At 70.0% G+C, this 20,375-nt stretch carries 24 protein-coding genes, 1 tRNA gene and 1 riboswitch; of the genes, 12 read left to right on the forward strand and 13 right to left on the reverse strand.

Translation table 11 applies throughout. From position 1 onward, the window contains the following. Positions 1 to 795: a hypothetical protein gene (locus MARKY_RS08750; protein WP_013704521.1), complete on the reverse strand. Its 795-nt coding sequence runs from the start codon at positions 793 to 795 to the stop codon at positions 1 to 3. A gap of 163 nt (positions 796 to 958) precedes the next feature. Further along, positions 959 to 1,068: riboswitch (TPP riboswitch) on the forward strand. A gap of 76 nt (positions 1,069 to 1,144) precedes the next feature. Between MARKY_RS08750 and thiE the strand changes: the two genes are divergently transcribed. Genes thiE through MARKY_RS11450 form a run of 9 tightly spaced genes read left to right on the forward strand, consistent with a single transcriptional unit; the run spans position 1,145 to position 8,314 of the window. Beyond that, on the forward strand, positions 1,145 to 1,774 hold the full coding sequence (thiE, locus tag MARKY_RS08755; protein ID WP_013704522.1) for a thiamine phosphate synthase: 630 nt from the start codon (positions 1,145 to 1,147) through the stop codon (positions 1,772 to 1,774). Continuing rightward, positions 1,755 to 1,949, forward strand: coding sequence for a sulfur carrier protein ThiS (gene thiS, locus MARKY_RS08760; RefSeq protein ID WP_013704523.1), 195 nt, complete (start codon positions 1,755 to 1,757; stop codon positions 1,947 to 1,949). The genes thiE and thiS overlap by 20 nt, the downstream gene beginning before the upstream one ends. A 5-nt stretch (positions 1,950 to 1,954) precedes the next feature. Beyond that, the gene (locus MARKY_RS08765) at positions 1,955 to 2,749 is read left to right on the forward strand and encodes a thiazole synthase (protein WP_013704524.1); all 795 of its coding nucleotides are present in this window, start codon (positions 1,955 to 1,957) and stop codon (positions 2,747 to 2,749) included. Next, positions 2,746 to 3,717 (forward strand): NAD(P)/FAD-dependent oxidoreductase, encoded by a 972-nt coding sequence (locus MARKY_RS08770; protein WP_013704525.1) that lies wholly within the window; start codon positions 2,746 to 2,748, stop codon positions 3,715 to 3,717. Before MARKY_RS08765 ends, MARKY_RS08770 begins: the two co-directional genes overlap by 4 nt. 10 nt (positions 3,718 to 3,727) lie before the next feature. Beyond that, positions 3,728 to 5,050: a phosphomethylpyrimidine synthase ThiC gene (gene thiC / locus MARKY_RS08775; protein WP_013704526.1), complete on the forward strand. Its 1,323-nt coding sequence runs from the start codon at positions 3,728 to 3,730 to the stop codon at positions 5,048 to 5,050. Beyond that, positions 5,047 to 5,823: a bifunctional hydroxymethylpyrimidine kinase/phosphomethylpyrimidine kinase gene (gene thiD, locus MARKY_RS08780; protein WP_013704527.1), complete on the forward strand. Its 777-nt coding sequence runs from the start codon at positions 5,047 to 5,049 to the stop codon at positions 5,821 to 5,823. The genes thiC and thiD overlap by 4 nt, the downstream gene beginning before the upstream one ends. 45 nt (positions 5,824 to 5,868) lie before the next feature. Then, complete coding sequence (locus MARKY_RS08785; RefSeq protein ID WP_013704528.1) at positions 5,869 to 6,624, forward strand: ABC transporter permease; 756 nt, start codon at positions 5,869 to 5,871, stop codon at positions 6,622 to 6,624. Beyond that, positions 6,625 to 7,371, forward strand: coding sequence for an ABC transporter ATP-binding protein (locus tag MARKY_RS08790; protein WP_013704529.1), 747 nt, complete (start codon positions 6,625 to 6,627; stop codon positions 7,369 to 7,371). Then, the gene (locus MARKY_RS11450; RefSeq protein WP_013704530.1) at positions 7,364 to 8,314 is read left to right on the forward strand and encodes an ABC transporter substrate-binding protein; all 951 of its coding nucleotides are present in this window, start codon (positions 7,364 to 7,366) and stop codon (positions 8,312 to 8,314) included. Before MARKY_RS08790 ends, MARKY_RS11450 begins: the two co-directional genes overlap by 8 nt. Before the next feature lie 81 nt (positions 8,315 to 8,395). Here the strand turns inward: MARKY_RS11450 and MARKY_RS08800 are convergent, their stop codons facing one another. Beyond that, on the reverse strand, positions 8,396 to 8,698 hold the full coding sequence (locus MARKY_RS08800) for a hypothetical protein (RefSeq protein WP_013704531.1): 303 nt from the start codon (positions 8,696 to 8,698) through the stop codon (positions 8,396 to 8,398). A 108-nt stretch (positions 8,699 to 8,806) separates the two neighbouring features. Between MARKY_RS08800 and nucS the strand changes: the two genes are divergently transcribed. After that, on the forward strand, positions 8,807 to 9,553 hold the full coding sequence (nucS, locus tag MARKY_RS08805) for an endonuclease NucS (RefSeq protein ID WP_013704532.1): 747 nt from the start codon (positions 8,807 to 8,809) through the stop codon (positions 9,551 to 9,553). Here the strand turns inward: nucS and MARKY_RS08810 are convergent. The 7 genes from MARKY_RS08810 to argF form a co-directional block, all read right to left on the reverse strand. Beyond that, a complete protein-coding gene (locus tag MARKY_RS08810) occupies positions 9,550 to 10,506 on the reverse strand; it encodes a Kelch repeat-containing protein (protein ID WP_013704533.1) in 957 nt (318 codons plus the stop codon). The two genes, nucS and MARKY_RS08810, sit on opposite strands and share 4 nt — an antisense overlap. Positions 10,507 to 10,865: 359 nt before the next feature. After that, a tRNA-Ile gene (locus MARKY_RS08815) sits at positions 10,866 to 10,942 on the reverse strand. Between the two features lie 43 nt (positions 10,943 to 10,985). Further along, complete coding sequence (locus tag MARKY_RS08820) at positions 10,986 to 11,609, reverse strand: Ig-like domain-containing protein (protein ID WP_013704534.1); 624 nt, start codon at positions 11,607 to 11,609, stop codon at positions 10,986 to 10,988. A 26-nt stretch (positions 11,610 to 11,635) separates the two neighbouring features. Continuing rightward, on the reverse strand, positions 11,636 to 12,076 hold the full coding sequence (locus MARKY_RS08825; RefSeq protein WP_013704535.1) for a hypothetical protein: 441 nt from the start codon (positions 12,074 to 12,076) through the stop codon (positions 11,636 to 11,638). A 49-nt stretch (positions 12,077 to 12,125) separates the two neighbouring features. Continuing rightward, positions 12,126 to 13,268 carry a bifunctional glutamate N-acetyltransferase/amino-acid acetyltransferase ArgJ gene (gene argJ, locus MARKY_RS08830; protein WP_013704536.1) on the reverse strand — a complete coding sequence of 381 codons (1,143 nt, stop codon included), beginning with the start codon at positions 13,266 to 13,268 and terminating at the stop codon, positions 12,126 to 12,128. Between the two features lie 18 nt (positions 13,269 to 13,286). Continuing rightward, positions 13,287 to 14,333, reverse strand: coding sequence for an N-acetyl-gamma-glutamyl-phosphate reductase (gene argC / locus MARKY_RS08835; protein ID WP_013704537.1), 1,047 nt, complete (start codon positions 14,331 to 14,333; stop codon positions 13,287 to 13,289). 3 nt (positions 14,334 to 14,336) lie between these two features. Continuing rightward, the gene (gene argF, locus MARKY_RS08840) at positions 14,337 to 15,242 is read right to left on the reverse strand and encodes an ornithine carbamoyltransferase (protein ID WP_013704538.1); all 906 of its coding nucleotides are present in this window, start codon (positions 15,240 to 15,242) and stop codon (positions 14,337 to 14,339) included. 126 nt (positions 15,243 to 15,368) lie between these two features. Here argF and MARKY_RS08845 point away from each other — a divergent pair, with 126 nt between their 5' ends. Together MARKY_RS08845 and MARKY_RS08850 are read left to right on the forward strand one after the other, a co-directional pair. Beyond that, entirely contained in the window at positions 15,369 to 15,776 is a 408-nt protein-coding gene (locus tag MARKY_RS08845; protein WP_013704539.1) for a MarR family winged helix-turn-helix transcriptional regulator, read from the forward strand. Further along, entirely contained in the window at positions 15,773 to 17,467 is a 1,695-nt protein-coding gene (locus tag MARKY_RS08850) for an MDR family MFS transporter (protein ID WP_013704540.1), read from the forward strand. The genes MARKY_RS08845 and MARKY_RS08850 overlap by 4 nt, the downstream gene beginning before the upstream one ends. Here MARKY_RS08850 and bshB1 read toward each other — a convergent pair. From bshB1 to MARKY_RS08870, 4 genes are read right to left on the reverse strand one after another with little or no spacing between them, the layout of a single operon-like run. Beyond that, positions 17,447 to 18,124, reverse strand: a complete 678-nt coding sequence (gene bshB1, locus MARKY_RS08855; protein ID WP_013704541.1) for a bacillithiol biosynthesis deacetylase BshB1 — start codon at positions 18,122 to 18,124, stop codon at positions 17,447 to 17,449. The two genes, MARKY_RS08850 and bshB1, sit on opposite strands and share 21 nt — an antisense overlap. Beyond that, positions 18,121 to 18,762, reverse strand: a complete 642-nt coding sequence (plsY, locus tag MARKY_RS08860; RefSeq protein ID WP_013704542.1) for a glycerol-3-phosphate 1-O-acyltransferase PlsY — start codon at positions 18,760 to 18,762, stop codon at positions 18,121 to 18,123. Before plsY ends, bshB1 begins: the two co-directional genes overlap by 4 nt. A 44-nt stretch (positions 18,763 to 18,806) precedes the next feature. After that, positions 18,807 to 19,589 carry an ABC transporter permease gene (locus MARKY_RS08865; RefSeq protein WP_013704543.1) on the reverse strand — a complete coding sequence of 261 codons (783 nt, stop codon included), beginning with the start codon at positions 19,587 to 19,589 and terminating at the stop codon, positions 18,807 to 18,809. A 1-nt stretch (position 19,590) separates the two neighbouring features. Continuing rightward, on the reverse strand, positions 19,591 to 20,367 hold the full coding sequence (locus tag MARKY_RS08870; RefSeq protein WP_013704544.1) for an ABC transporter permease: 777 nt from the start codon (positions 20,365 to 20,367) through the stop codon (positions 19,591 to 19,593). Positions 20,368 to 20,375 lie beyond the last annotated feature (8 nt).

Here is a 20,375-nt window from a genome sequence, read left to right on the forward strand (position 1 = left end):
CTAGCGTCCCCGCACCTCCACGAACACCCGCCACGCGAACCCCGGCTCGAGGAGCAGATCCACCCCCGCGCCCACCTGCGCACCGTCCGCCCCCCAGCGTCCCGCGACCCCCACCGTCCCCACGCGCCCCGGCCACCAGCGCCCGTGCGCCTCGAGGTGCACTCCCCGCGCCAGTCGCGCCTCTGCCTGGCCCCACACCCCCGCCTCGAGCCTCCACTCCAGCCGGTACTCAACCCCCGACCAGCGCCCTCGGAGCCCGAACCCCGGCAGGACCTCCCCCTGCCGTACGCCCGCCACGCCGTACACGCCCCACCCCCGCCCGCGGCGCTCCGCGAAGGCCAGCCCGCCCGCCGGGTGCGCGTACCCCCCCACGCGCCACGCACCCGTCCGCCACTCCGCCCCGAAGAGGGCGTGGGGAGCGCTCTCGAGGAGGAGGGCTTGGAGCGTCACGTCGTGCCGGGGGTAGTAGCGCAGCGCCGCGCCCCAGACCGCGGGGCGCGCGGAGAAGCGCGGCTCGGGGATAAACGGGGCCTTGCCTAGCTCCAGCCGGGCCTCGCCTAAGGGGAGGTTCACGAACCCTTCCTCCAGCCACGCCTCCAGCCCGAAGCGCACCCGGGCCACCGCGCGGTACGCCCCTTGGATGCCGCCGTGGACCCAGGTGTCCTCGAGGGCCACGCTGAGGCTCGGCACGCCCGGGGAGGCCGCGGTTTGGTCCCAGCGAAACACGACCTCCGCCTCGGGGCGAGCCCAGGCCAGCGAAAGGAGTACCCCTAAGGCGCACGCAAGCCGGCGCATCCCCCCTACTCTACCCGCCCCTTCCGGCCGGTCCACCGCTTCACGCGCGTAAGCCACGTACCCAAGGGCGAAGAGCGCGGCCCAATCCCCTAAGCGCTCCCGAGGAGAAGGCCCCCGGCCACACGGACTTGACCCCGAGCGCCAAGAGGGGGTAGCGTAAACCCTGACAGGCTAGGGGTGCTCCAATCGAGGGGCTGAGACCTGGGTGTTTCCCAGGAACCCTTGGAACCTGATCCGGGTAATACCGGCGGAGGGAAGCCATGCGCAAACGTTCATCACCCCTTTCACAACTCGTTCATTCATGGGAGCCCCGCCTCCCAGACCTTCCGCCGGTCTGGGAGGTGAGAACTTGTTGGGACGGCTGTACCTGGTAGCCACCCCCAGGCCGCACTGGGACGCCGCAGAGTTCACCGCGCGCGTCGAAGCCGCCCTGGCCGGCGGGGTGGAGGTCCTCCAGCTCCGGGTCAAGGACGCCGAAGCCCAAGCCTACCTCGGCCTCGCCCGGCGCATCCGCCCCCTCGCCCGGCGGTACGGGGTCCCCTTCTTCCTCAACGACCGGCCGGACCTCGCCGCCCTCGCCGAAGCCGACGGGGTGCATCTCGGTCAAGGGGACCTCACGCCCCACGAGGCCCGGCGCTTCTTCAGCGGGCGGATCGGGCGCAGCACCCACCGCCCTGAAGAGGCCCGAAACGCCCTCGAGGAAGGCGTGGACTACCTCTCCATCGGCCCCGTCTGGCCAACCCCCACCAAACCCGGCCGTCCGGCCGCGGGCCTCGAGTACGTCCGCTGGGCGGCCCGTCACCTGCCGGCCGATGCGGTCTGGTACGCGATCGGCGGGATCACCCTCGAGAACCTCCCTGAGGTCCTCGAGGCCGGCGCGCGGCGGGTCGCGGTGGTGCGCGCGATCCTGGACGCCCCGGACCCCGAGCGGGCCGCGGCGCGGTTTCGGGAGGTGCTGGATGGTGCGCGTGAACGGTAAGCCCGTGCCCGCCGCGGGCCAGACCCTAACGGAACTCCTCGAGGCGTTCGGCCTCGACCCTGAACAGGTCGCGGTCCTCGTGAACGGCGAGGTCTACCCGCGCGGGGAACTCCCCGACACCCCCCTCGCGGACGGGGACGAGGTCGAGATCGTCACGCTCATGCAAGGAGGATGACCCGTATGCCCGACCCCCTCGTCATCGCCGGCAAGCCCTTTAACAGCCGCTTGATGCTCGGCACCGGCAAGTTCAAGGACTTCGGCGTGATGCGCGAGGCCCTCGAGGCCAGCGGCGCCGAGATCGTGACCGTCGCGATCCGCCGCGTAGAACTCGGCGCGCCGGGGCACGTGGGGCTGCTGGAGGCCCTGGACCTCTCGCGCTACCACCTCCTCCCCAACACCGCGGGAGCCCGGACCGCCGAGGAAGCCGTGCGCATCGCCAAGCTCGCCCGCGCCCTCACCGGCACAAACTGGGTGAAGCTCGAGGTGATCCCGGACCCCACGTACCTCCTGCCGGACCCCCTCGAGACCTACCGCGCGGCCCAGGAGCTCCTGGAAGCGGGGTTCACCGTACTGCCCTACATCGGTCCCGACCCCGTCCTCGCCCAAAAACTCGCGGCCCTCGGTACCGCCACGGTCATGCCGCTCGGCGCGCCCATCGGTTCGGGCTGGGGGCTCAAGGGCCGGGCCTTCATCGAGATCCTCACCAAGGAACGCCCGGCCCCCGTCGTCGTGGACGCCGGGTTGGGCCTGCCCTCCCACGCCGCCGAGGCCATGGAGCTCGGCGCGGACGCGGTCCTCGTGAACACCGCGATCGCCGAAGCCAAAGACCCCGTGGCCATGGCCGCCGCGTTCCGCCAGGCCGTCGAGGCCGGGCGGGCCGCCTACCTCGCGGGCCCCATGCCCCCCCGTGCCACCGCGAGCCCCTCCTCCCCCACCGCGGGGATCCCCCTCCCCCAACCGGAGGCCCCCACGTGAGGACCGAGGTCGCCGTCGTCGGCGGAGGCGCGATCGGCAGCCTCGTGGCCTACGCCCTCCAACGGGCGGGCCTGATGGTCACCCTCCTCGAGCCCGACAAGCCCGGCGCGGCCTGGCGCGCCTCGGCGGGCATGCTCGCCCCGCACGCCGAGGGGCTCTCCGGGGAGCTGCTCGCCTGGGCGGAGGAAAGCCTCGAGCGCTACCCCGCGCTGGTGCGCGCCCTGGAGGAGACGAGCGGGGTGCGGGTGCCCCTGGTTCTGGAGGGCACCTGGGTCGTGGCCCGCTCGGACGCCGAGGCCGAGGCCCTCGCCCCCCTCGAACCCCTGCCCGCCCCCCTCGACCGGGTGCGGGGGGCGCGGGGCGGACGGCAGTACCCCGGCGGGCAGGTGGACCCCCAGGCGCTCGTGCACGCGGCCCGCACCGCCCTCGAGCGCCTGGGCGGCCGGATCCTCCCCGCCGAAGCCCGAGGGTACGACGCCGCCGTGGACGGGGTGCGCGTCTATCTGGAGCGGGAGGTGCTACGCGCCGAGCAGCTCGTCCTCGCCGCGGGCGCCTGGTCGGCCCGGTTCGGCCTGCCCGTCCGGCCCTTAAGGGGCGAGGCCCTCCTCCTCGCGGGCCGCGCCCCCAACACCCCGGCCTTCGTGGGGGAAGGGTACCTCCTGCCCCGCGCGCTCGGCGTGTACGTCGGGGCCACGAGCCGCGAAGGCTGGGGCCGGAGCGCGAACCTCTGGGGCCTCCGCTGGCTCGCGGACTACGCGCACGAGACCTTTCCCTGGCTGGAGACCGCCCCCTTACGAGAGGTGTACGCGGGACACCGGCCGGCCGCCGAACGCCCCTGGGTCGGCCCCGTCGAGCCCCGCGTCTGGGCCGCGGTCGGGCACGGGCGCAACGGGGTGCTCCTCGCCCCGGCCACGGCCCGCATCCTCACCCAACGCATCCTAGGCCCAAAACCCCACCCCATCCCTTAAGGAGCAGACCATGACCCAACTGGAAGCCGCGAAACAAGGTCGCATCACAGAGCAGATGGCGTACGTCGCCGAACAGGAGGGCCTCGAGCCCGAAACGGTCCGGGAGCTCGTCGCCGCGGGGCGCGTCGTGATCCCCGCGAACCCCAACCACACCACCCTCACCCGCTTCACCGCGATCGGTGAGGGGATGCGCGTCAAGGTCAACGCCAACCTCGGCACCTCCTACGACTACGTGAACCCTGAGGAGGAGGTGGAGAAAGCCCGCGTCGCGATCGAGGCTGGCGCGGACACGGTGATGGACCTCTCCACCGGCGGGGACCTCGCCGCGATCCGCGCGCGCATCCTCGAGGTCGCCACGGTCCCGCTCGGCACCGTGCCCATCTACGAGGCGGAGTTCAAGGCCGCGGCGCGGAAGAACTTCTTCGACATGAGCGCGGACGAGCTGTTCGAAACCATCGAGGCGCACGGCCGGGCCGGCGTGGACTACATCACCGTGCACGCCGGGGTCACGCTCGCCACCCTGGAGCGCTACCGCAACGCCGAGCGCGTGACCGGGATCGTGTCACGCGGCGGCGGGCTGATGGCGGCCTGGATGCTCCAGAACGCCCAGGAGAACCCCCTCTACGCGCGGTTCGACGACCTCCTCGAGATCGCCCGCACCTACGACATGACCCTCTCTCTGGGGGACGGGCTCCGCCCGGGCTCCCTCGCGGACAGCACCGACCGCCCCCAGATCCAGGAGCTCCTCATCATCGGTGAACTCGTCGAACGGGCCCGCCAAGCGGGCGTGCAGGCCATGGTGGAGGGTCCCGGCCACATCCCCCTCAACGAGATCCAGACCAACGTCCAGATCCAGAAAAAACTCACGAACCACGCGCCCTTCTACATCCTGGGCATGCTGCCGATCGACACCGGCGCGGGCTTCGACCACATCGTCGGCGCGATCGGCGGGGCGGTCGCGGGCTGGTACGGGGCGGACATGCTCTGCTACCTAACCCCCGCGGAGCACCTGGGCCTCCCCACGCCCGAGCACGTCCGGGAAGGCGTGATCGCCTTCAAGCTCGCCGCGCACATCGCGGACGTGGCGCGGGGCCGTCGGCCGGACCTCGAGCGCAACCGCCGCATGTCCGAGGCGCGCTACCGGCTCGACTGGGAAACGCAGTTCCAGCTCGCCCTCTACCCCGAGGCGGCCCGCCGCATCTACGAGGCCCGCGGCACGAAGACCAAGGCCTGCAGCATGTGCGGTCCCTACTGCCCCATGAACCTCGTGGAGGCCGTGCTGCGCGGGCAACGCAGCCAAGGCCTCGTCGAGCTCGAGGTGCGCCCGGGGTGAGGCGGGCCCTCACCATCGCCGGTTCGGACTCCGGGGGCGGGGCCGGGGTTCAGGCCGACCTCAAGGTCTTCCACCGCTTCGGGGTGTACGGCACGAGCGCCCTCACCCTCGTCACCGCGCAGAACACCCTGGGCATCCAGGCCCTCCACCCCTTGCCGCCGGAGCTGGTGGTCGCCCAGATCGCCGCGGTCGCGACCGACCTGGGCACCGATGCGGCCAAGACCGGCGCTTTAGGGTCGGCGGAGGTCGTGGAAGCGGTCGCCTGGGCAATCCAGCGGTACGGGGTGCGCCCCCTGGTGGTCGACCCGGTGATGGCGGCGACGCACGGACCGCCCCTCCTCGCCGAGGCGGCCCTCCAGGTCCTAAAAGCTCAGCTCCTCCCTCAGGCCGCCCTCGTCACCCCCAACCTGCACGAGGCGCAGGCCCTTCTCGGCCGCCCGATCCGCACCGAAGCGGAGATGCGCGAGGCCGCGTTGGCTCTCCTCGAGCTCGGCCCTAGGGCCGTGCTCCTCAAGGGAGGCCACCTGGAGGAGGCGGAGGCGGTGGACTACCTCGCGGAAGGCGGGCGGCTCCACCGCCTCGCCGCCCCGCGCCATCCCACCCCCCACACCCACGGGACGGGGTGCACCTACGCCGCGGCCATCACGGCCCTCCTCGCTCAGGGGCGGGGGCTGCTCGAGGCCGTACGGGAGGCCAAGGCCTTCGTGACCCGCGCGATCCGGGAGGCGCCGGGGCTTGGGCGGGGACAGGGGCCCTTGAACCACTGGGCGTGACCCGCTCCCTTGACGGGATCATATACCCGTGATACAGATACACTCATGGGTAGGTTGCGCCGCTCCGGCCCCTTCCTTGCCGCTGTCGGAAGCCTACTCCTGGCCTGGAAACTCGCCGCGCTCGCCCTTCCCGCCTACCTGCTTCCCCCCCCGGAAGCGGTGCTCCGCGCCCTGCCCACCGCCGCACAGGACCCCGAGTTCATCGCCTCGGTAGGGCGCTCCCTCCTGCGGCTGGGGGCGGGATTCGCCTTGGCCTTGGGAAGCGGCGTCACGATCGGGCTTCTCGCCAGCATCCTGCCTATCTTCCGCGCCTACGCCCGCGCCCTCCTCTCCATCCTCCAGGCCGTGCCTCCCATCGCCTACCTTCCCCTCCTGATCCTGATCCTCGGCTTCGGCGACCGGGCGATCCTATGGGTGATCACGCTGGCCGCGCTCTTCCCCATCGCCATCAACGCCATAGCCGCCGTGGAACAGATGCGCTGGGTCCACATCGCCGCCGCCCGCAACCTGGGAGCTCGCCCCCACCACCTGGCCCTCCGGGTCTACCTGCCCGCCTCCCTCCCCACCCTCCTCGCCGGCGCCCAGGCCGGCTTCGGCAACGCCTGGCGCGCCCTGATCGCCGCGGAGATGTTCGGCGGCACCAACGTAGGCCTCGGCTGGTCCATCGCCACAGCCGCTCAGGTCGGGGACATGGCGCGGGTCCTGCTCGGCATCACCACGATCGGTCTGCTCTCCGCAGCCATCGACAACGGCCTCTTCACCCTCGCCAAACGCAAGCTGTTGCGCTGGAGGTACGCCTAGATGATCCAGCTCGAGCGCGTCACCCAAACCTACGGGAACCTCCACGCCCTAGGTCCCATCACGCTCAGCACAGAAGCCGAGACTTTCACCGCCCTCGTCGGGCCCTCAGGCTGCGGGAAATCCACCCTGCTCCGGCTCATCGCCGGCCTCGAACCCCCCAGCTCGGGCCGGATCACCGTAGGGGGCCTGCCGGTGACCGGCCCGTCCCCCCAGCGCATCCTGGTCTTCCAGGAAGAGGCCCTCTTCCCCTGGCTCACCCTGGAGCGCAACGTGGCCTTCGGCCTGGAGGTGTGCGGAGTTCCCAAACGTGCAGCCCTCGAGCAAGCCCGCACCTGGCTCGACCGCGTCCACCTCGCGGGCTTCGAGCACTACTACCCCCACCAGGTCTCCGGCGGCATGCGCCAGCGTGCGGCCCTCGCCCGGGCGCTCATCCTGAACCCCCAGGTGCTCCTCCTCGACGAGCCCTTCGGTGCCCTCGATGCCCTCACACGGCTCAAACTCCAGGAGGAGCTCGTCACCCTCTGGGAATCCCGCCGCCCCACGGTCCTCCTCGTCACCCACGACGTGGAGGAAGCCCTCTTCCTCGCGGACCGGGTCGTGGTCCTCTCCCCGCGCCCCGCCCGGATCCTCGCGGAAGTCCCCGTGCCGCTCCCAAGACCACGGGCACGCGGTGCCCCCCGGCTCGCCGAACTCAAACGAGAAATCCTCGCCCTGCTCGGCGTCCAAACGGAGGTGCCCCATGCGTAAGCTGATGCTCCTCTCCCTACTCGCCGGCCTCGCCCTCGCCCAACCCACCGCCCGCGTCGGCTACGTGAACGTCCTACCCGCAGCCCTCCCCCTCGTCGCCGACGCCTTCGGGCTCTACGAGGAGGCTGGCCTCGAGGTGGAACTCACCCCCTTCGGCGACGGCCCCACCATGATGCAAGCCCTGATCGCCGGCCAGTTGGACGCGGTCTACGTCGGGTTCGCCCCCGCCTACCTCTGGGCGGTGCGCGGCGCGCCGATCAAGATCCTGAGCAAAGCCGCGAACTTCGACCTGGTCGTTCTCGCCCGCGCGGACAGCGGCATCCAAACCCCCCAGGACCTCGCCGGCCGGCGCGTCGGCGTCCTCCCCAAAGGCAGCATGCCCGACGTGCTCTTCCGCGGCCAGGTCCTAAAGGAAGCCGGACTCAAAACAAGCGACCTCACCCTCATCCACACCAAAGCCCCCAACCTGGTGCCGGGACTCGCCACCGGCCAGCTCGAGGCCGCGGTCATGCTCGAGCCCTGGACTACCATCGCCCGGCTCCAGCTCGACCTCGTCGAGGTCTACGACATCAACCAAGCCTGGCCCGAGTCCACCGGCCCGGTCCTCGCCACTACCGAACGGGTCATCGCGGAACGCCCCGGACTCCTCCGCGCCCTGCTTCAAGCCCACAAGAAGGCCGCTACACTCTCCGAAACCCAAGCCGACGCGGTAAACCGCCTCCTCGCTCAGACCTACTTCCCCCAAGGCGTTCAGACCCCCCACGGCCCCGTGGACGGCGTCACGGTCATCGCCCAGGCCCGCCGGCGCATCCGCTACGGCTTCGGGGTGAGTGAGGCCGCCCTCCGCCAGATGGAGGCCGTAGCCCAGATGCTCAAAACGCTCGGGTACATCCCCAAGGTGCGCCCCATCACCGAGGTGGTGGACCTCAGCCTCGAGCCGTAACGGAGCTCCAGCACCCGCTCGCCAAAGCGCTTGTGCCACGCTTTTAGGGCATCCACCGGAGCATCCGCCACAGTGGGGTACTTAAGCCCCTCCCTCGTCCTCCCAACGCTCCAAGGCCCGCCGGCTCTCCAGCTGGCGGTAGACCGCGTCGCGCTCCGCGCCCAGCTCGAGCTCGTCCCGATGCCCTCCTGCAGCCTCGTACGCGGCGACCGCGCCCACCAACTGGTTGAACGCCTCCACGCACGGGTCCGGTGCCGGGGACTCGTCCTCCATGCGGGTGACTTCATCGTACTGCTCGCCGTACTCCAGGGCCTCGAGCTCCCGGCACCGCTTCAGCGCTGCAAGGGCCGCTTCGACGCGTTGGCGCGCCTGCTCCTTCGGCATACGAACCCCTCCTTACCCTTAGCGTAATACCCGCACCGCCCCCAGAACCCCACCCATTTCACGCACCCGTTCCATCCTAGCTCCCGCAACGAAGGGTACACTACGCGCGTGCGCGTGTACGTGCCCGACGACCTTTGCCCCGCCACCCTCCAGGCCTTCATCCAAACCCACCGCGCCGCTACGCGCGTCGTACAACTCGCCGGGCGCGTCACCGTCCTCTACACCGGCCGCGCCGCGAGCCTCAGCCAGGACGGCGAGTTCCTCATGCTCCTCAAAGCGGACGGCAGCCTCCAGCTCCACGGCCCCCGCCTCGTCAAACCCACCAACTGGCAACCCCGCACCGACGCCCTCCACCTCGAGTGCACGGAGGCTGGCCTGCGCCTCACCGCCATCCGCTACCGCCCCGACGAACTCCTCGAGATCACCTGGAGCGCGGTGCACCACGCCACTGCCTTCGAGATGGAGGAAGCCACGGTGTGGCTCGAGGGCACCGAAGCCCAGCTCCGCGCGCGCCTCGCTGCGAACCCCAGCGTGATCGAGCCCGGCCTCACGATCCTCGAGGAGGAGCTCCCCGTAGGGGTGGGCGGCGTGGATCTGTACGCCCTGGACCGCGAAGGCCGGTACGTTATCATCGAACTCAAGCGCGGCAAGGCCACCCAGGAGGCCGTGCACCAGCTCCGCCGGTACGTGGACCAGGTGCAGGCCCAGCTCGACCGGCCCGTGCGCGGCATCCTCGCCGCGCCCAGCATCACGCGCCCCGCCCGCCGCGCCCTCGAGACGGCCGGGCTCGAGTACGCCGAGATCCAAGCTCTTCCCACCGAACCCGAGCCGGACCCCCAGCCGCCCCTGTTCTAGCGCGTGGGGCAAGGCGGCGGGGTGTACGCCTCGAGGACCGCGCTCGCCCCCAACCCCTGCCGCACCGCGCCCGCGGGCAGGTAGATCCGTTCCCCCAGCACCGCCGCGCCCAAACCGTGCCGGGGCGTGGGCATCGCTCCCAACCCCACCCACCGCGCTTCCGCGATCACGTACGCCTCCACCCGCGCGAAGTTCCCGCTGGGCGCCGCTGGGTTCCCCTCACCGCCCAGCACGTACACGCACCCCCCTAGCGCAGCCACCGCGTGCCCAGAACGCCCCCTAGGCATGGACGGCAACACCGCCCAGCGGTCCGTCGTGGGATCGTAGGCCTCGAGCGCCCCCAGGGTGAAGGCTTGGCGGTTGCGCCCCCCCACCGCGTAGACGCGCCCCCCGACCGCCACGGCCCCCAGATGATCCCTAGGCGTCGGCATGGGCGAGCCCACCCTCCAACGGTCCGCCCGCGGGTCGTACACGCTCAACTCCCCCACCGCCCGGCCTCGAGCCCCGCCCACCGCGTAGATCCGGCCGTCCAGTGCCACCGCGGCCAGCGCGCCTCGAGGCGCGGGCAGCGGAGCCACCTGGCGCCAACGGTGCTCGGCAGGGTCGTAGACCTGAACCCGATCGGTCGGCCGGGTCAGCCCCGGCCCCCGGTACCCCCCCAGCACGTACAAGCGGCCCTCGAGCGCCACGGCCGCCGGGTGGTTCACCGCCACGGGCAGGTCCGGGATGCGTTCCCAACGGTTCGTTCTGGGGTCGTACACCTCCGCGCTCGCCAGGGTGAAGCCGAAGCGGTTGAACCCGCCCACCGCGTAGATCCGGCCCCCAAGGACGGCCACGCCCACCTCCTGCCGGGCCGTGCTCAGGGGGGCCAGACACTCCCAACGTCCCTCCGGCTGCCCCACAACCCACAGGGCCCATAACAGCCCCGCCCAAACCCAGGGGATTCCCCGCATGATTGCCTCCTTGCCTCCACCATACGCGAAGGGGGTGGAGCTACCGCCCTTACGAGCGCGAACGCCACCCTTCCGAAGCGCCTATTCTCCTCGTTCTTATCGAACAAACCCCGTATGCATACGGGGCTGTGGGAGCGTGCCGCGCTCGTAAACCGGCCTGGGGAACCCGTCAGGAACGGGGTGTGGTATAGCGGGGGTTGCAAGGAGCGTTAGCTCCGCAGGGGATTGAAACAGCCCCTAAGCGCAGGAATCCCTAGGACCCCAAGCCGTAAGACCACCTTGAGGCTTGAGCGGTCGTGGAGCGGCATGAACCGCAACGGCCCCGGGCTGCTTGGCCCGGGGCCGTCCTTGTTTCCCTTTGGTGGGCGATGGTGGACTTGAACCACCGACCTCACGCTTATCAGGCGTGCGCTCTAACCAGCTGAGCTAATCGCCCATCCGCTCAGCGAGAGTTATCCTAGCAACGAAGGCCATTCCTGTCAAGGCTTGGGCGTGGCGGGGAGTTCCGTACGGTTCCCCACCGCGTCCACCGCGATAACCGTGGCCGTGGTGGCGGGCACCTCCACGAAGAAGCTCACGTTCTTGCCCTTGGGGAGGTTCAGGCGGCTGAAGACCTTGCCGTAACGCACCACCACGCGGTCCACCTCCACGTCGTCCTGCGCGGTGCCCACGATGCGGATGCGGTTCTCGTCCACAAGCTCGACGCGCTCGAGCTCGAGGCGCGGGGGGCGGTTGTCCAGGACGAGGGGCATGGAGAGGGTGCGGGTTTGGCCGCTAGTGTCGGTCGCGATGATCTGGAGCTCGAAGTTGCCCACCTGTTCTGCTTGGACCTGAAAGCGGTAGTGGACCACGCGCTTACCGCGTTCGCTTTCGGGGAGGACCTCGTGTTCGCTGGCGCGCCCGTCCACCACGACGCGGGCCGTGACGCTAGTGACGCCGTGGTCGTCGAAAGCGTACCCGTCCACCGTGACCGCTTGGCCTTGGGTGACCGCGCCAGCCTTGGGGGTGATAATGCCGACGATGGGGGCCATCGCGTCGTTGGGCCGAGCGCAGCCGGATAGGGAGAGGATCAGGAAGGTGAAGAGGAGGGGATGCGCGCGCATCCCCTCTAATCTAGCAGAGATGTGCGTTAGAAGCCGAAACGCACGCCGGCGCGGGCTGTGAGGCCAGGCCCACCGAAGACGCTCGCGTTAATCTCGCCGAAGAGGTTCACGGGCTCCACGACGGGGAAGTGCGCACCGGCGAGGAGGTTGAGGCCGGCGCTGGTGGAGACGGCCACCCCGAGGCCCGTGTAGAAGACGATGGGACCGGGGAGGGTCACCTCGCCCTGGAGGGTGGTGGGGAAGCCGAGGTAGGCGGAGACGTCCCCCCGGAACTGACCGCCGCCAAGCGGCACGTCCAGCGCGGCGCGCACGCCGAGGGGACGGTCCATGACTTGGGTGAGGTCGTCCACCCCAACCACGGCGCTGAGGTTGAACCCGTTCCCCACGGAGAAGCCACCGCCGACGAAGGGGGTTTGCGCGAAGGCCAGACCGGCGAGCGCCAATACCGCGAAGACTACCCGTTTCATACGGTCACCTCCTAACGCTAAGGATAACACAAGAAACGTGCGGGGATCGTTACGTGGTGTATTCCGCGTTGATCCTCACGTACCCCTCGGTGAGGTCGCACCCCCAGGCCTCCGCCTCCGCCGGGCCCTCGCGAAGGTCCACCTCGACCACAACCTCCTCGCGGCGCATCGCCTGGGAGGTCATCCGGGAATCGAAGGGGAGGGGCTCCCCGTCGTAGAGGGGCACGCCTTGCAGGGTGATGCGCACCCGGAGGGGGTCGAAGGTCGCGCCGGAGTACCCGAGCGCGCCGAGGACGCGCCCCCAGTTGGGGTCGTTCCCGTACACGGCGGCCTTCCAGAGGGCGCTCGAGGCCACCGCGCGCGCGGCGTTGCGGGCCTCTTGGGGGGTAGCCGCGCCCTGGACGCGCACGGTGATGAGGCGGGTCGCGCCCTCGCCGTCCCGGGCGATCTGGCGGGCGAGGTCGCGCGCCACGCGCTCCACAGCGGGCCAGAACTCTTCTGGATCCACCGGGCCAGCACCGCCGTTCGCGAGGAGGACGGCCATGTCGTTGGTGGAGGTGTCGCCGTCCACGCTGATCTGGTTGAAGGTGCGGTCCACCACGCTGGGCCAGGTTTGGCGTAGTTCCTCCTGGGGGAGTTCGGCGTCGGTGAGGAGGTAGGCGAGCATGGTGGCCATGTTGGGGTGGATCATGCCGCTGCCCTTCGCCACCCCTACAACGCGCGCGCCGCCGGGGAGGGTGGCTTCGGCGGTTTTGGTGCGGGTGTCGGTGGTGAGGATAGCCTCGGCAAAGGGCAGCAGGTCGAAGCCGGGCTGGAGGGTGGGGACGGCTTGCTCGATGCGTTCGACGGGGAGGCGCACGCCGATGACGCCTGTGGAGGCGGTGAGCACCGCGTGCTCGGGGAGGCCGTAGCGCGCCGCGACAGCGCGGGCCATGCGGCGGTCGTCCTCCTGGCCGCGCGGGCCAGTGGCGCAGTTAGCGTTCCCGGCGTTGACCACCACGGCTTGCAGGGGGGTCTCCGCAGCGTAGAGCTCGCGCCCGCGGCGCACGCTGGGGGCCGCAGCGCGGCTCGTGGTGGCCACGAAGGCCCAGGCGGCGGGGCGGCCGGAGAGGATGAGGCCGAGGTCCAACCGGCCGGAGGGTTTGATCCCGGCTTTGATCGCTCCTACGCGGAACCCGATGGGTAGGCGCATGCGTTCCTCCTCCGCAGGTTACGGCCAGACGCCGGCCGTATCGAGCGCGGTGGTCTCGTCGAAGCCGTGCATGCGGTTGAAGTTCTGGACCGCTTGGCCGGCCGCGCCCTTGACGAGGTTGTCCAGCGCGGCGAAGACCACGATGCGGCCGGTGCGTGCGTCGAGGCGGAGGGCGATCCAGACGGTGTTGGCGCCCCAGGTGCCTTTGGTGCGGGGCAGGGCCTCGGTCACGCGCACGAAGGGCTCGTGGGCGTAGAAGGCGCGGTACAGCTCGTAGAGCTCCGCTTCGGTGGGGGGGGTGGGGGGCGTGGCGTACGCGGTGACGAGGATGCCGCGCGTCATGGGGACGAGGTGCGGCACGAAGGTGAGCGTGAGGTCCCGGCGCTCCCCGTGCGTGCGGACGTGGCGCCCCTGGGCTTGGACTCGAGCCAGGTTGAGCTCGATCTCGGGGGTGTGGCGGTGGGTGCCGGCGGGCTTGTAGGGTTTGTAGTCCTCGTTGATCTCGGCGAAGCTGGTGCCGGCGGCGTCGCGGCCCGCGCCGGAGACGCCGCTTGCGGCGTTCACGATGAGGTGGTGCGCGAGGCCTTCGGCGGCGAGGGGGGCGAGGGCGAGGGTCGCCGCGGTGACGTAGCAGCCGGGGTTCGCGACGAGGCGAGCTTCGGGGAGCTCGTGGCGGTGGAGCTCGACGAGGCCGTAGGTGGCGTTGGGGTAGTGCTCGGGGCTTGTGTGGGGAAGGCCGTACCAGGCCTCGAAGACGGGCGGGGGGAGGCGGTAGTCGGCGGAGAGGTCGATGACGCGCTGACCGCGCTCGAGGAGGGTGGGAACGATCTGCATCGCGTACCCGTTAGGGGTGGCGAGAAAAACAGTGTCGGCCTCGGCGAGGGCCGCGTCCGGGGAGGTGAAGGGGGTGGGGTCCGGGAGGTGGGGCCAGGCGGCGGAGAGGGGCTGGCCCGCGTGGGTGCGGCTCGCGAGCCCCACGAGCTGGACCCCGGGGTGACGCCGCAGGATCCGGATGAGTTCGGCGCCGGCGTACCCGCTCGCTCCGATGATCGCGACCTTGATCATGCTTCAGCCTAGCAGGTGGTAGAAGAGGGCCTTGGCCGTGTGGAGCCGGTTTTCCGCCTGGTCGAAGACGCGGCTTTGGGGGCCGTGCACCACCGCCTCGGTGACCTCCTCGCCGTAGTGGGCGGGCAGGCAGTGGAGGAAGACGGCGTCCGGGCCGGCGTGGCGCAGAAGCTCGGGGGTGACGGTGAAGCCAGCGAAGTCTCGCCGGCGCCGCTCAGCTTCGGCCTCCTGGCCCATGGAGGTCCAGACGTCGGTATAGACCGCGTGCGCGCCTTGCACGGCGGCGTGGGGGTCGCGGAGGAGGGTGGCCCCGGCCTGGCGCATGAGCTGGGGGTCGGGGTCGTACCCTTCGGGGCAGGCGACCACGATCTCGAGGCCCACCAGGGGGGCGGCCTCGAGGAGGGAGGCGAGGACGTTGTTGCCGTCGCCGATGTAGGCGAGGCGGAGGCCGGAGAGGCGGCCGAAGGTCTCTTGGAGGGTGAGGAGGTCAGCGAGGGCCTGGAGGGGGTGGGTGCGGTCGGAGAGGGCGTTGATCACGGGGACTGCGGCGTGTTGGGCGAGGGCCGCGACGGTCTCATGTTTATACACACGGGCGGCGATGGCGTCCACCCAGCGCTCGAGGTTTTTGGCCACGTCCCGCACCGGTTCGCGCTGGCCGAGCCCGATCTGTTTCTGGTCGAGGTAGACCGCGTGCCCGCCGAGCTGGTAGGCGGCAAGCTCGAGGGTGGTGCGGGTGCGGAGTGAGGGTTTTTCGAAGATGAGGGCGAGGGATTTGCCCGCGAGTTCCGCGCCGCGGTACTGGTCGCGTTTCATCCAACGGGCGGTTTCGAGGATCTGGTGCAGTAGCTCGGCGCTGAGACCACTGAAGTCGAGCAGGTCCTTGGGGGGTTGGGGCAAGGGTTCTACCATACGGCCTCCACACGTGCCCTGGCTCCGCCAGGGATTCCGATTATACCCGTAGGCGTAATTTTATTCAACTATCCAGTCAATTTATTTCTAATTGAAATAATTCATTTCTTGAACTAAGATCGGGGTGTGACGACGCCCTGGGACCTCCTCACCCGCATCTGGCGCCTGCAGCGCCGCATGGTTCAGGAAGCCCTGCCCTGCCTGGAAGCGGCTGGCCTCTCCCCCAAGGCCTTCTTCCTCCTCGCCGCCATCCAAGACACCCCCTGCCCCTCCGGCCTCAGCCGAAACCTCAAACTCCCACCCCCCACCGTCAGCCACTTCCTCAAACGACTCGAGGCCGAAGGGTACGTCGAGCGCACCCCGGACCCCGAGGACCTCCGGCGTTACCGCCTCCACCTTACCCCCAAGGGCCACGAAGCCCTCCAAGCCGGCCGGGCGTGCCTCGAGCGCGCACTAGCCCGCCGCATGAAAGGCGTATCCCCTGAGGACCTCGAGAACCTAGAGCGCATCCTGACACAGCTGGAGGAGGCATGACCCGCGAGGTTCGCCTGACTCTGATTGGTATCCTACTGGGGTTGTTCCTAGCCGCCCTGGACCAGACGATCGTCGCGACCGCCCTACCGCGGATCGTCGAGGAGCTCGGCAAGACCCATTTGTACGCCTGGGTGGCCACGAGCTACCTTCTGGCCTCCACGGTCGCCGTGCCGATCGTTGGCCGACTCGCAGACCTGATCCCGGCCAAGCGCGTGCTGCTCTGGGCGATCCTGATCTTTCTGTTAGGCTCGGCGCTTTCCGGCCTTTCCCCCAGCATGGAAGCCCTGATCGCGTTCCGCGGCGTGCAGGGCATCGGCGGCGGGGCGCTGTTTGCCGTGGCCATCACCACGATCGGGCTGCTCTTCCCCCCGCGCGAGCGCGGGCGCGTGCAGGGGCTGTTTGGCGCGATGTTCGGGATCGCGAGCGTGGTCGGCCCCTGGCTCGGCGGCCTCCTCACCGACCACCTTTCCTGGCGCTGGGTTTTTTACATCAACATGCCCGTCGGCGCGGTCGCGCTGTACTTCACCACCGTGCACATGCCGCCCCTCGCGCCGAAGTCCCGCCACCGCTTCGATTACCTCGGCGCGGCCAGCCTGATCCTCTGGACGGTTCCGCTGCTGCTCGCGACCAGCTGGGGCGGCTCGACCTACCCCTGGACCTCCCCGGAGATCCTGGGGCTGCTCGCCCTCACCGCGATCGGGCTCGCCCTCTTCTTCTGGGCGGAACGCACCAACCCCGAACCGCTCTTCGACCTCACCCTCCTCAACCACCCCGTCTTCCGCTGGGCGAGCATCGCGCTCTTCTTCTTCGGCAGCGCCTTCCTCAGCGCGATGCTCTTCCTGCCCCTCTACCTCATCCAGGTCAAGGGCATCTCCGCCACCTCCTCCGGCCTCACCCTCACCCCGCTCGTGCTCGGCGTGGTCGTGGGGAGCTTCACCAGCGGTCAGCTCGCGAGCCGCTTCGGGCGGTACAAGCCCCTCATGATCGTGGGGAACCTCTGGCTCCTCGCGGGCTTCCTCCTCATGCACCAGCTCATCCGGGTGGACACCCCCCTGTGGCAGGTCCTCCTCATGATGGTCGGCCTCGGGCTTGGCCTCGGCCCCTCCATGCCCCTCTACACCCTCGCGGTACAAAACGCCGTGGATCCCGCCCGCATGGGCACGGCCTCCTCCGCCACCCAGTTCTTCCGTCAGATCGGCTCCACGATCGGCGCGGCCCTCATGGGTACGGTCCTCGCCGCGAGTCTACAAGCCACGATGACCCAGGCCCTGCCGAACCTGCCCGTCAACGGGCGGCCCGACCCCACCGCCCTCACCCAAAACTTCGACGCGCAGCTGCAAACCCTCGAGGCCCAGCTCCAAGCCGTACAGCGCGGGGACCCCGCCGCCCTCGAGGCGCTCCGCGCGAACCCCTTCCTGCCTCCCGAGGCGAAGGCGTTCCTCGAGCGGTTACCCGAGGACCCCGCGCAGCGCGCCGCGGCCCTCTCGGGCTTCCGCGCAGAGCTCCTGGCGCGCGCGGAGGCCGCGCGCCGCGCGGTGCAGGAGGCGTTGAACCAGGCCATTACCGACGCGGTGCGTCAGGTGTACCTGTACGCCAGTGGCCTCGTCCTCCTGGGGTTCCTCGCCACGCTCCGCCTGCCAGACGCCGAACTCAAGGGACGGGCGGCCGCGTCACCAGGGGGTTCCCAGTAGCGGCAAGGCGCTCGTGAGGGCTTCCGCGTAACGCACCCCCACGAAGTTCCCCCAGTAGCGCCGCATGGCCCGGCGGGCCTCCACCCCCGCCGGGCCCACCGTCTCGCTCGCGGCCTCCCCTTCGAACTGGCTGCGGTAAGCGCGCACCGCGGCCTCCCAGACCTCGATGTAGGCCGAGACGTCCACGAGCAGCTCCGGCCGGACCGGGTAGTTCCCCGGGTAAAAGAAGAGCCGGTGGACCTTGTGCGGCGCGCCCTCGAGGGGGGCCTGCTTCAAGCCGGCGAAGTGTACCGCGCTCTTCGCGAGGGCATGGGCCGCCACGTGGTCCGGGTGGCGGTCCTCGGCGTGCGGCGCGATGAGGACGCGGGGCCTCAGCTCGCGCAGCACCCGAGCCAGGGCCAGCCGCTGAGCCTTGGTATCCGCGATGCCTCCATCGGGAAGGCCCAGGTTGCCTCGCCAGGCCAACCCCAGGATCCGCGCGGCCTCGGCGGCCTCCGCCGCGCGCTCCGTCGGGGTGCCCTTGGTGCCCATCTCGCCGCGGGTTAGGTCCAGCACGCCGGTCGCGAGGCCCTCTCGAGCCGCGCGGGCCAGCAGGCCGCCGCACCCCAGCTCGGCGTCGTCCGGGTGCGGCGCGAGGACCAAGAGATCCAGGCTCACCGGGCGCGCCCCCTCTCCTCGGAGGGCAGCGCCACCCGCTCCCCAAGCCGGCGTTCCGTGCCCGCCTGGAGGCGCTTCAGGTTCTCGCGGTGCGTCCAGAAGATCAGCGCAGCGAGCAGGCCCACCGTGAACACCTCCCACACAGGCCGCCCTAGGGCAAGGCTGAGCACCAGCGCCGTGACCCCTCCGGTCATGCTGCCCGCGGAAACGTACCGCGTGAGGGCCATGACCACAAGGCCGATCGGGATCGTGTACAACCCCAAGGCCGGGTCCAGAAACAGAAGGGTTCCGAAACTCGTCGCGACCCCCTTCCCTCCCGAGAACCGCAGGAAGACCGAGTAGTTGTGCCCGACGACCGCCGCGACCGCCACGCCGCCCAACAAAGGCCCCTCGATCCCCACGGCGCGCGCGATCACCACGGCGATGCCGCCCTTGAGCACATCAAACAGCGCCACGACCACCCCCGGCCCCCAGCCCAAGGCGCGCAGGACGTTCGTGGCCCCGATATTCCCGGAACCCACCCGGCGGATGTCCACGCCGTACGCGCGGGCCACCAGAACCCCCGCCGGCACGCTGCCAAAAAGGTACGCGATGCACAACACCAGGATCGTCGACCACGCGAAGACCATCGGTTGCATTGTAACGATCCACACGCCATCCGGCTGGACCCGGTCAAACCCCGCTAGCTCGAGGCCGAGGTGTAGTACCGGATGGCGAACCGCCAGAACACCCGCGCGAACCCCAAAAGCCCCACGGCGAGCAGGGCCGCGCCCCACACCCACCCGCCCTCGCTCCGGCCCAACAGGGTCTCGGCAGGCACCGTGGTGAGGAAGGCCACCGGAATCACGAAGGTGAAGAAGAAGCGGTACGCGCTCGGGTACGCGCCCATGGGGAACCGCCCCGCGTCGGTGAAGCTCCGCAGCACCTCGGTCGCGTTGTAGATCTTCACGAACCAGATGCTCGTCGCGGCGAGGATGAACCACAACCCGTACAGCACGAGCACGCTACACGCGAACGGCACTAGCCCCAAGAGGTACGCCTCGGCAGGCAATCCCAGCCGGACGCCGGCGTACACGATGATACCCACCCCCAGCAACAAGTCCGGCACCCCCCAGGGCGAGAAAGTACGGGTGGAGAGCCAGAACTGGCTGTCGATCGGCTTGAGGAGCACGAAGTCCAGCGTGCCCTGCTGCACGTGCTGTACGATGCGGTTCAGGTTCGGTTGCAAGAGGAAGACCGAGAACCCCTCGAGCACGGTGAAAAACCCGAGGACCACCAGCGCCTCCTCCCAGCGCCACCCCGCGAAGGTGTACCCGGTTCGGTAAAAGAGAAACAAACCGAACACCCCCCCCGCGAGGTTCCCCAGGCTCGTGAGGAAGGCGAGCGCGAAGTTCGCCCGGTACTCCATCTCCGCAGCGAGCGCCGCGCTCCAAAACACGCGAAGCACGCGAAGATAGCGTCGCATCCTAAGCCCCCATCCCGGAATAGTGCCGCAACCCCAGCCGCCAAAGCACGCGGTTCAGCACCCAAAAGACCGCGCCCCACGCGAGCATCACCCCCACTCCGCGCCAAGCGTCCACCTCCGATCCCACCAATAGGCTCGCCGGGAAGTACACAAGGTACGGGAACGGCGTCCAAAGCGCCACCTGCCGCACGGTCTCCGGGAAGACCTCGAGGGGCGCGATGAGGCCGGAGAGGAAGAGGTACAACAAGAACCAGAACTCCTCGATTGCGCTCGCCCGCTCACTCCAAAACGCGAGGAGGGCGAAGGTGTACTGCATCAAAAACCTCAGCGCGAAGGTCAGCCCCACCACCCCCAGCGCCCCAAGCGCTCCCGAAAGGCTCGGCACCCAGAAGGCCTCCGGGTACAGCAGGAAGAAGACCGCGACCAGCAAGAGCGCGAACGGCAGCCGAGCCGCGCGCTCCGCAAGATGCGCCGCCACGTGGTGCCACACGGGATCCAGGGGTTGCAACAGCCGCGGGGAGAGCCGCCCCTCCACCACCTCCCGCTCGAACTCCCAGACCACCCAGACCACCGTGAGCTGCCGCACCAAGAAGACCGCGAGGAAGTAGCGCGCGAACTCCACGGGCGTCATCCCAAACTCGCCGCCCGCCGCGGCCTGCATCCAAACCCCCATCAGGATGAACGGCAGCACGCCCGCGAGCGCCCACAAGACCAGCTCCGCGCGGTACTCGAGCATGTACGCGTACCAGACCGAGAGCAACGCCTTGGCTTTACGCATCCGCGCCT

Source organism: Marinithermus hydrothermalis DSM 14884 (genome assembly GCF_000195335.1).
Taxonomy (GTDB): domain Bacteria; phylum Deinococcota; class Deinococci; order Deinococcales; family Marinithermaceae; genus Marinithermus; species Marinithermus hydrothermalis.

Bases quoted from the DNA above. Each gene is read 5' to 3' on its own strand.
- plsY (WP_013704542.1), bottom strand. From the start codon at position 18,762: ATGCAACCGATGGTCTTCGCGTGGTCGACGATCCTGGTGTTGTGCATC.
- MARKY_RS08810 (WP_013704533.1), bottom strand. From the start codon at position 10,506: ATGCGGGGAATCCCCTGGGTTTGGGCGGGGCTGTTATGGGCCCTGTGG.
- MARKY_RS08765 (WP_013704524.1), top strand. From the start codon at position 1,955: ATGCCCGACCCCCTCGTCATCGCCGGCAAGCCCTTTAACAGCCGCTTG.
- MARKY_RS08790 (WP_013704529.1), top strand. From the start codon at position 6,625: ATGATCCAGCTCGAGCGCGTCACCCAAACCTACGGGAACCTCCACGCC.
- MARKY_RS08865 (WP_013704543.1), bottom strand. From the start codon at position 19,589: ATGCGACGCTATCTTCGCGTGCTTCGCGTGTTTTGGAGCGCGGCGCTC.
- MARKY_RS08785 (WP_013704528.1), top strand. From the start codon at position 5,869: ATGGGTAGGTTGCGCCGCTCCGGCCCCTTCCTTGCCGCTGTCGGAAGC.
- thiS (WP_013704523.1), top strand. From the start codon at position 1,755: ATGGTGCGCGTGAACGGTAAGCCCGTGCCCGCCGCGGGCCAGACCCTA.
- argF (WP_013704538.1), bottom strand. From the start codon at position 15,242: ATGGTAGAACCCTTGCCCCAACCCCCCAAGGACCTGCTCGACTTCAGT.
- MARKY_RS08820 (WP_013704534.1), bottom strand. From the start codon at position 11,609: ATGCGCGCGCATCCCCTCCTCTTCACCTTCCTGATCCTCTCCCTATCC.
- thiC (WP_013704526.1), top strand. From the start codon at position 3,728: ATGACCCAACTGGAAGCCGCGAAACAAGGTCGCATCACAGAGCAGATG.
- MARKY_RS08850 (WP_013704540.1), top strand. From the start codon at position 15,773: ATGACCCGCGAGGTTCGCCTGACTCTGATTGGTATCCTACTGGGGTTG.
- MARKY_RS08825 (WP_013704535.1), bottom strand. From the start codon at position 12,076: ATGAAACGGGTAGTCTTCGCGGTATTGGCGCTCGCCGGTCTGGCCTTC.
- MARKY_RS08750 (WP_013704521.1), bottom strand. From the start codon at position 795: ATGCGCCGGCTTGCGTGCGCCTTAGGGGTACTCCTTTCGCTGGCCTGG.
- MARKY_RS11450 (WP_013704530.1), top strand. From the start codon at position 7,364: ATGCGTAAGCTGATGCTCCTCTCCCTACTCGCCGGCCTCGCCCTCGCC.
- argJ (WP_013704536.1), bottom strand. From the start codon at position 13,268: ATGCGCCTACCCATCGGGTTCCGCGTAGGAGCGATCAAAGCCGGGATC.
- MARKY_RS08800 (WP_013704531.1), bottom strand. From the start codon at position 8,698: ATGCCGAAGGAGCAGGCGCGCCAACGCGTCGAAGCGGCCCTTGCAGCG.
- MARKY_RS08870 (WP_013704544.1), bottom strand. From the start codon at position 20,367: ATGCGTAAAGCCAAGGCGTTGCTCTCGGTCTGGTACGCGTACATGCTC.
- argC (WP_013704537.1), bottom strand. From the start codon at position 14,333: ATGATCAAGGTCGCGATCATCGGAGCGAGCGGGTACGCCGGCGCCGAA.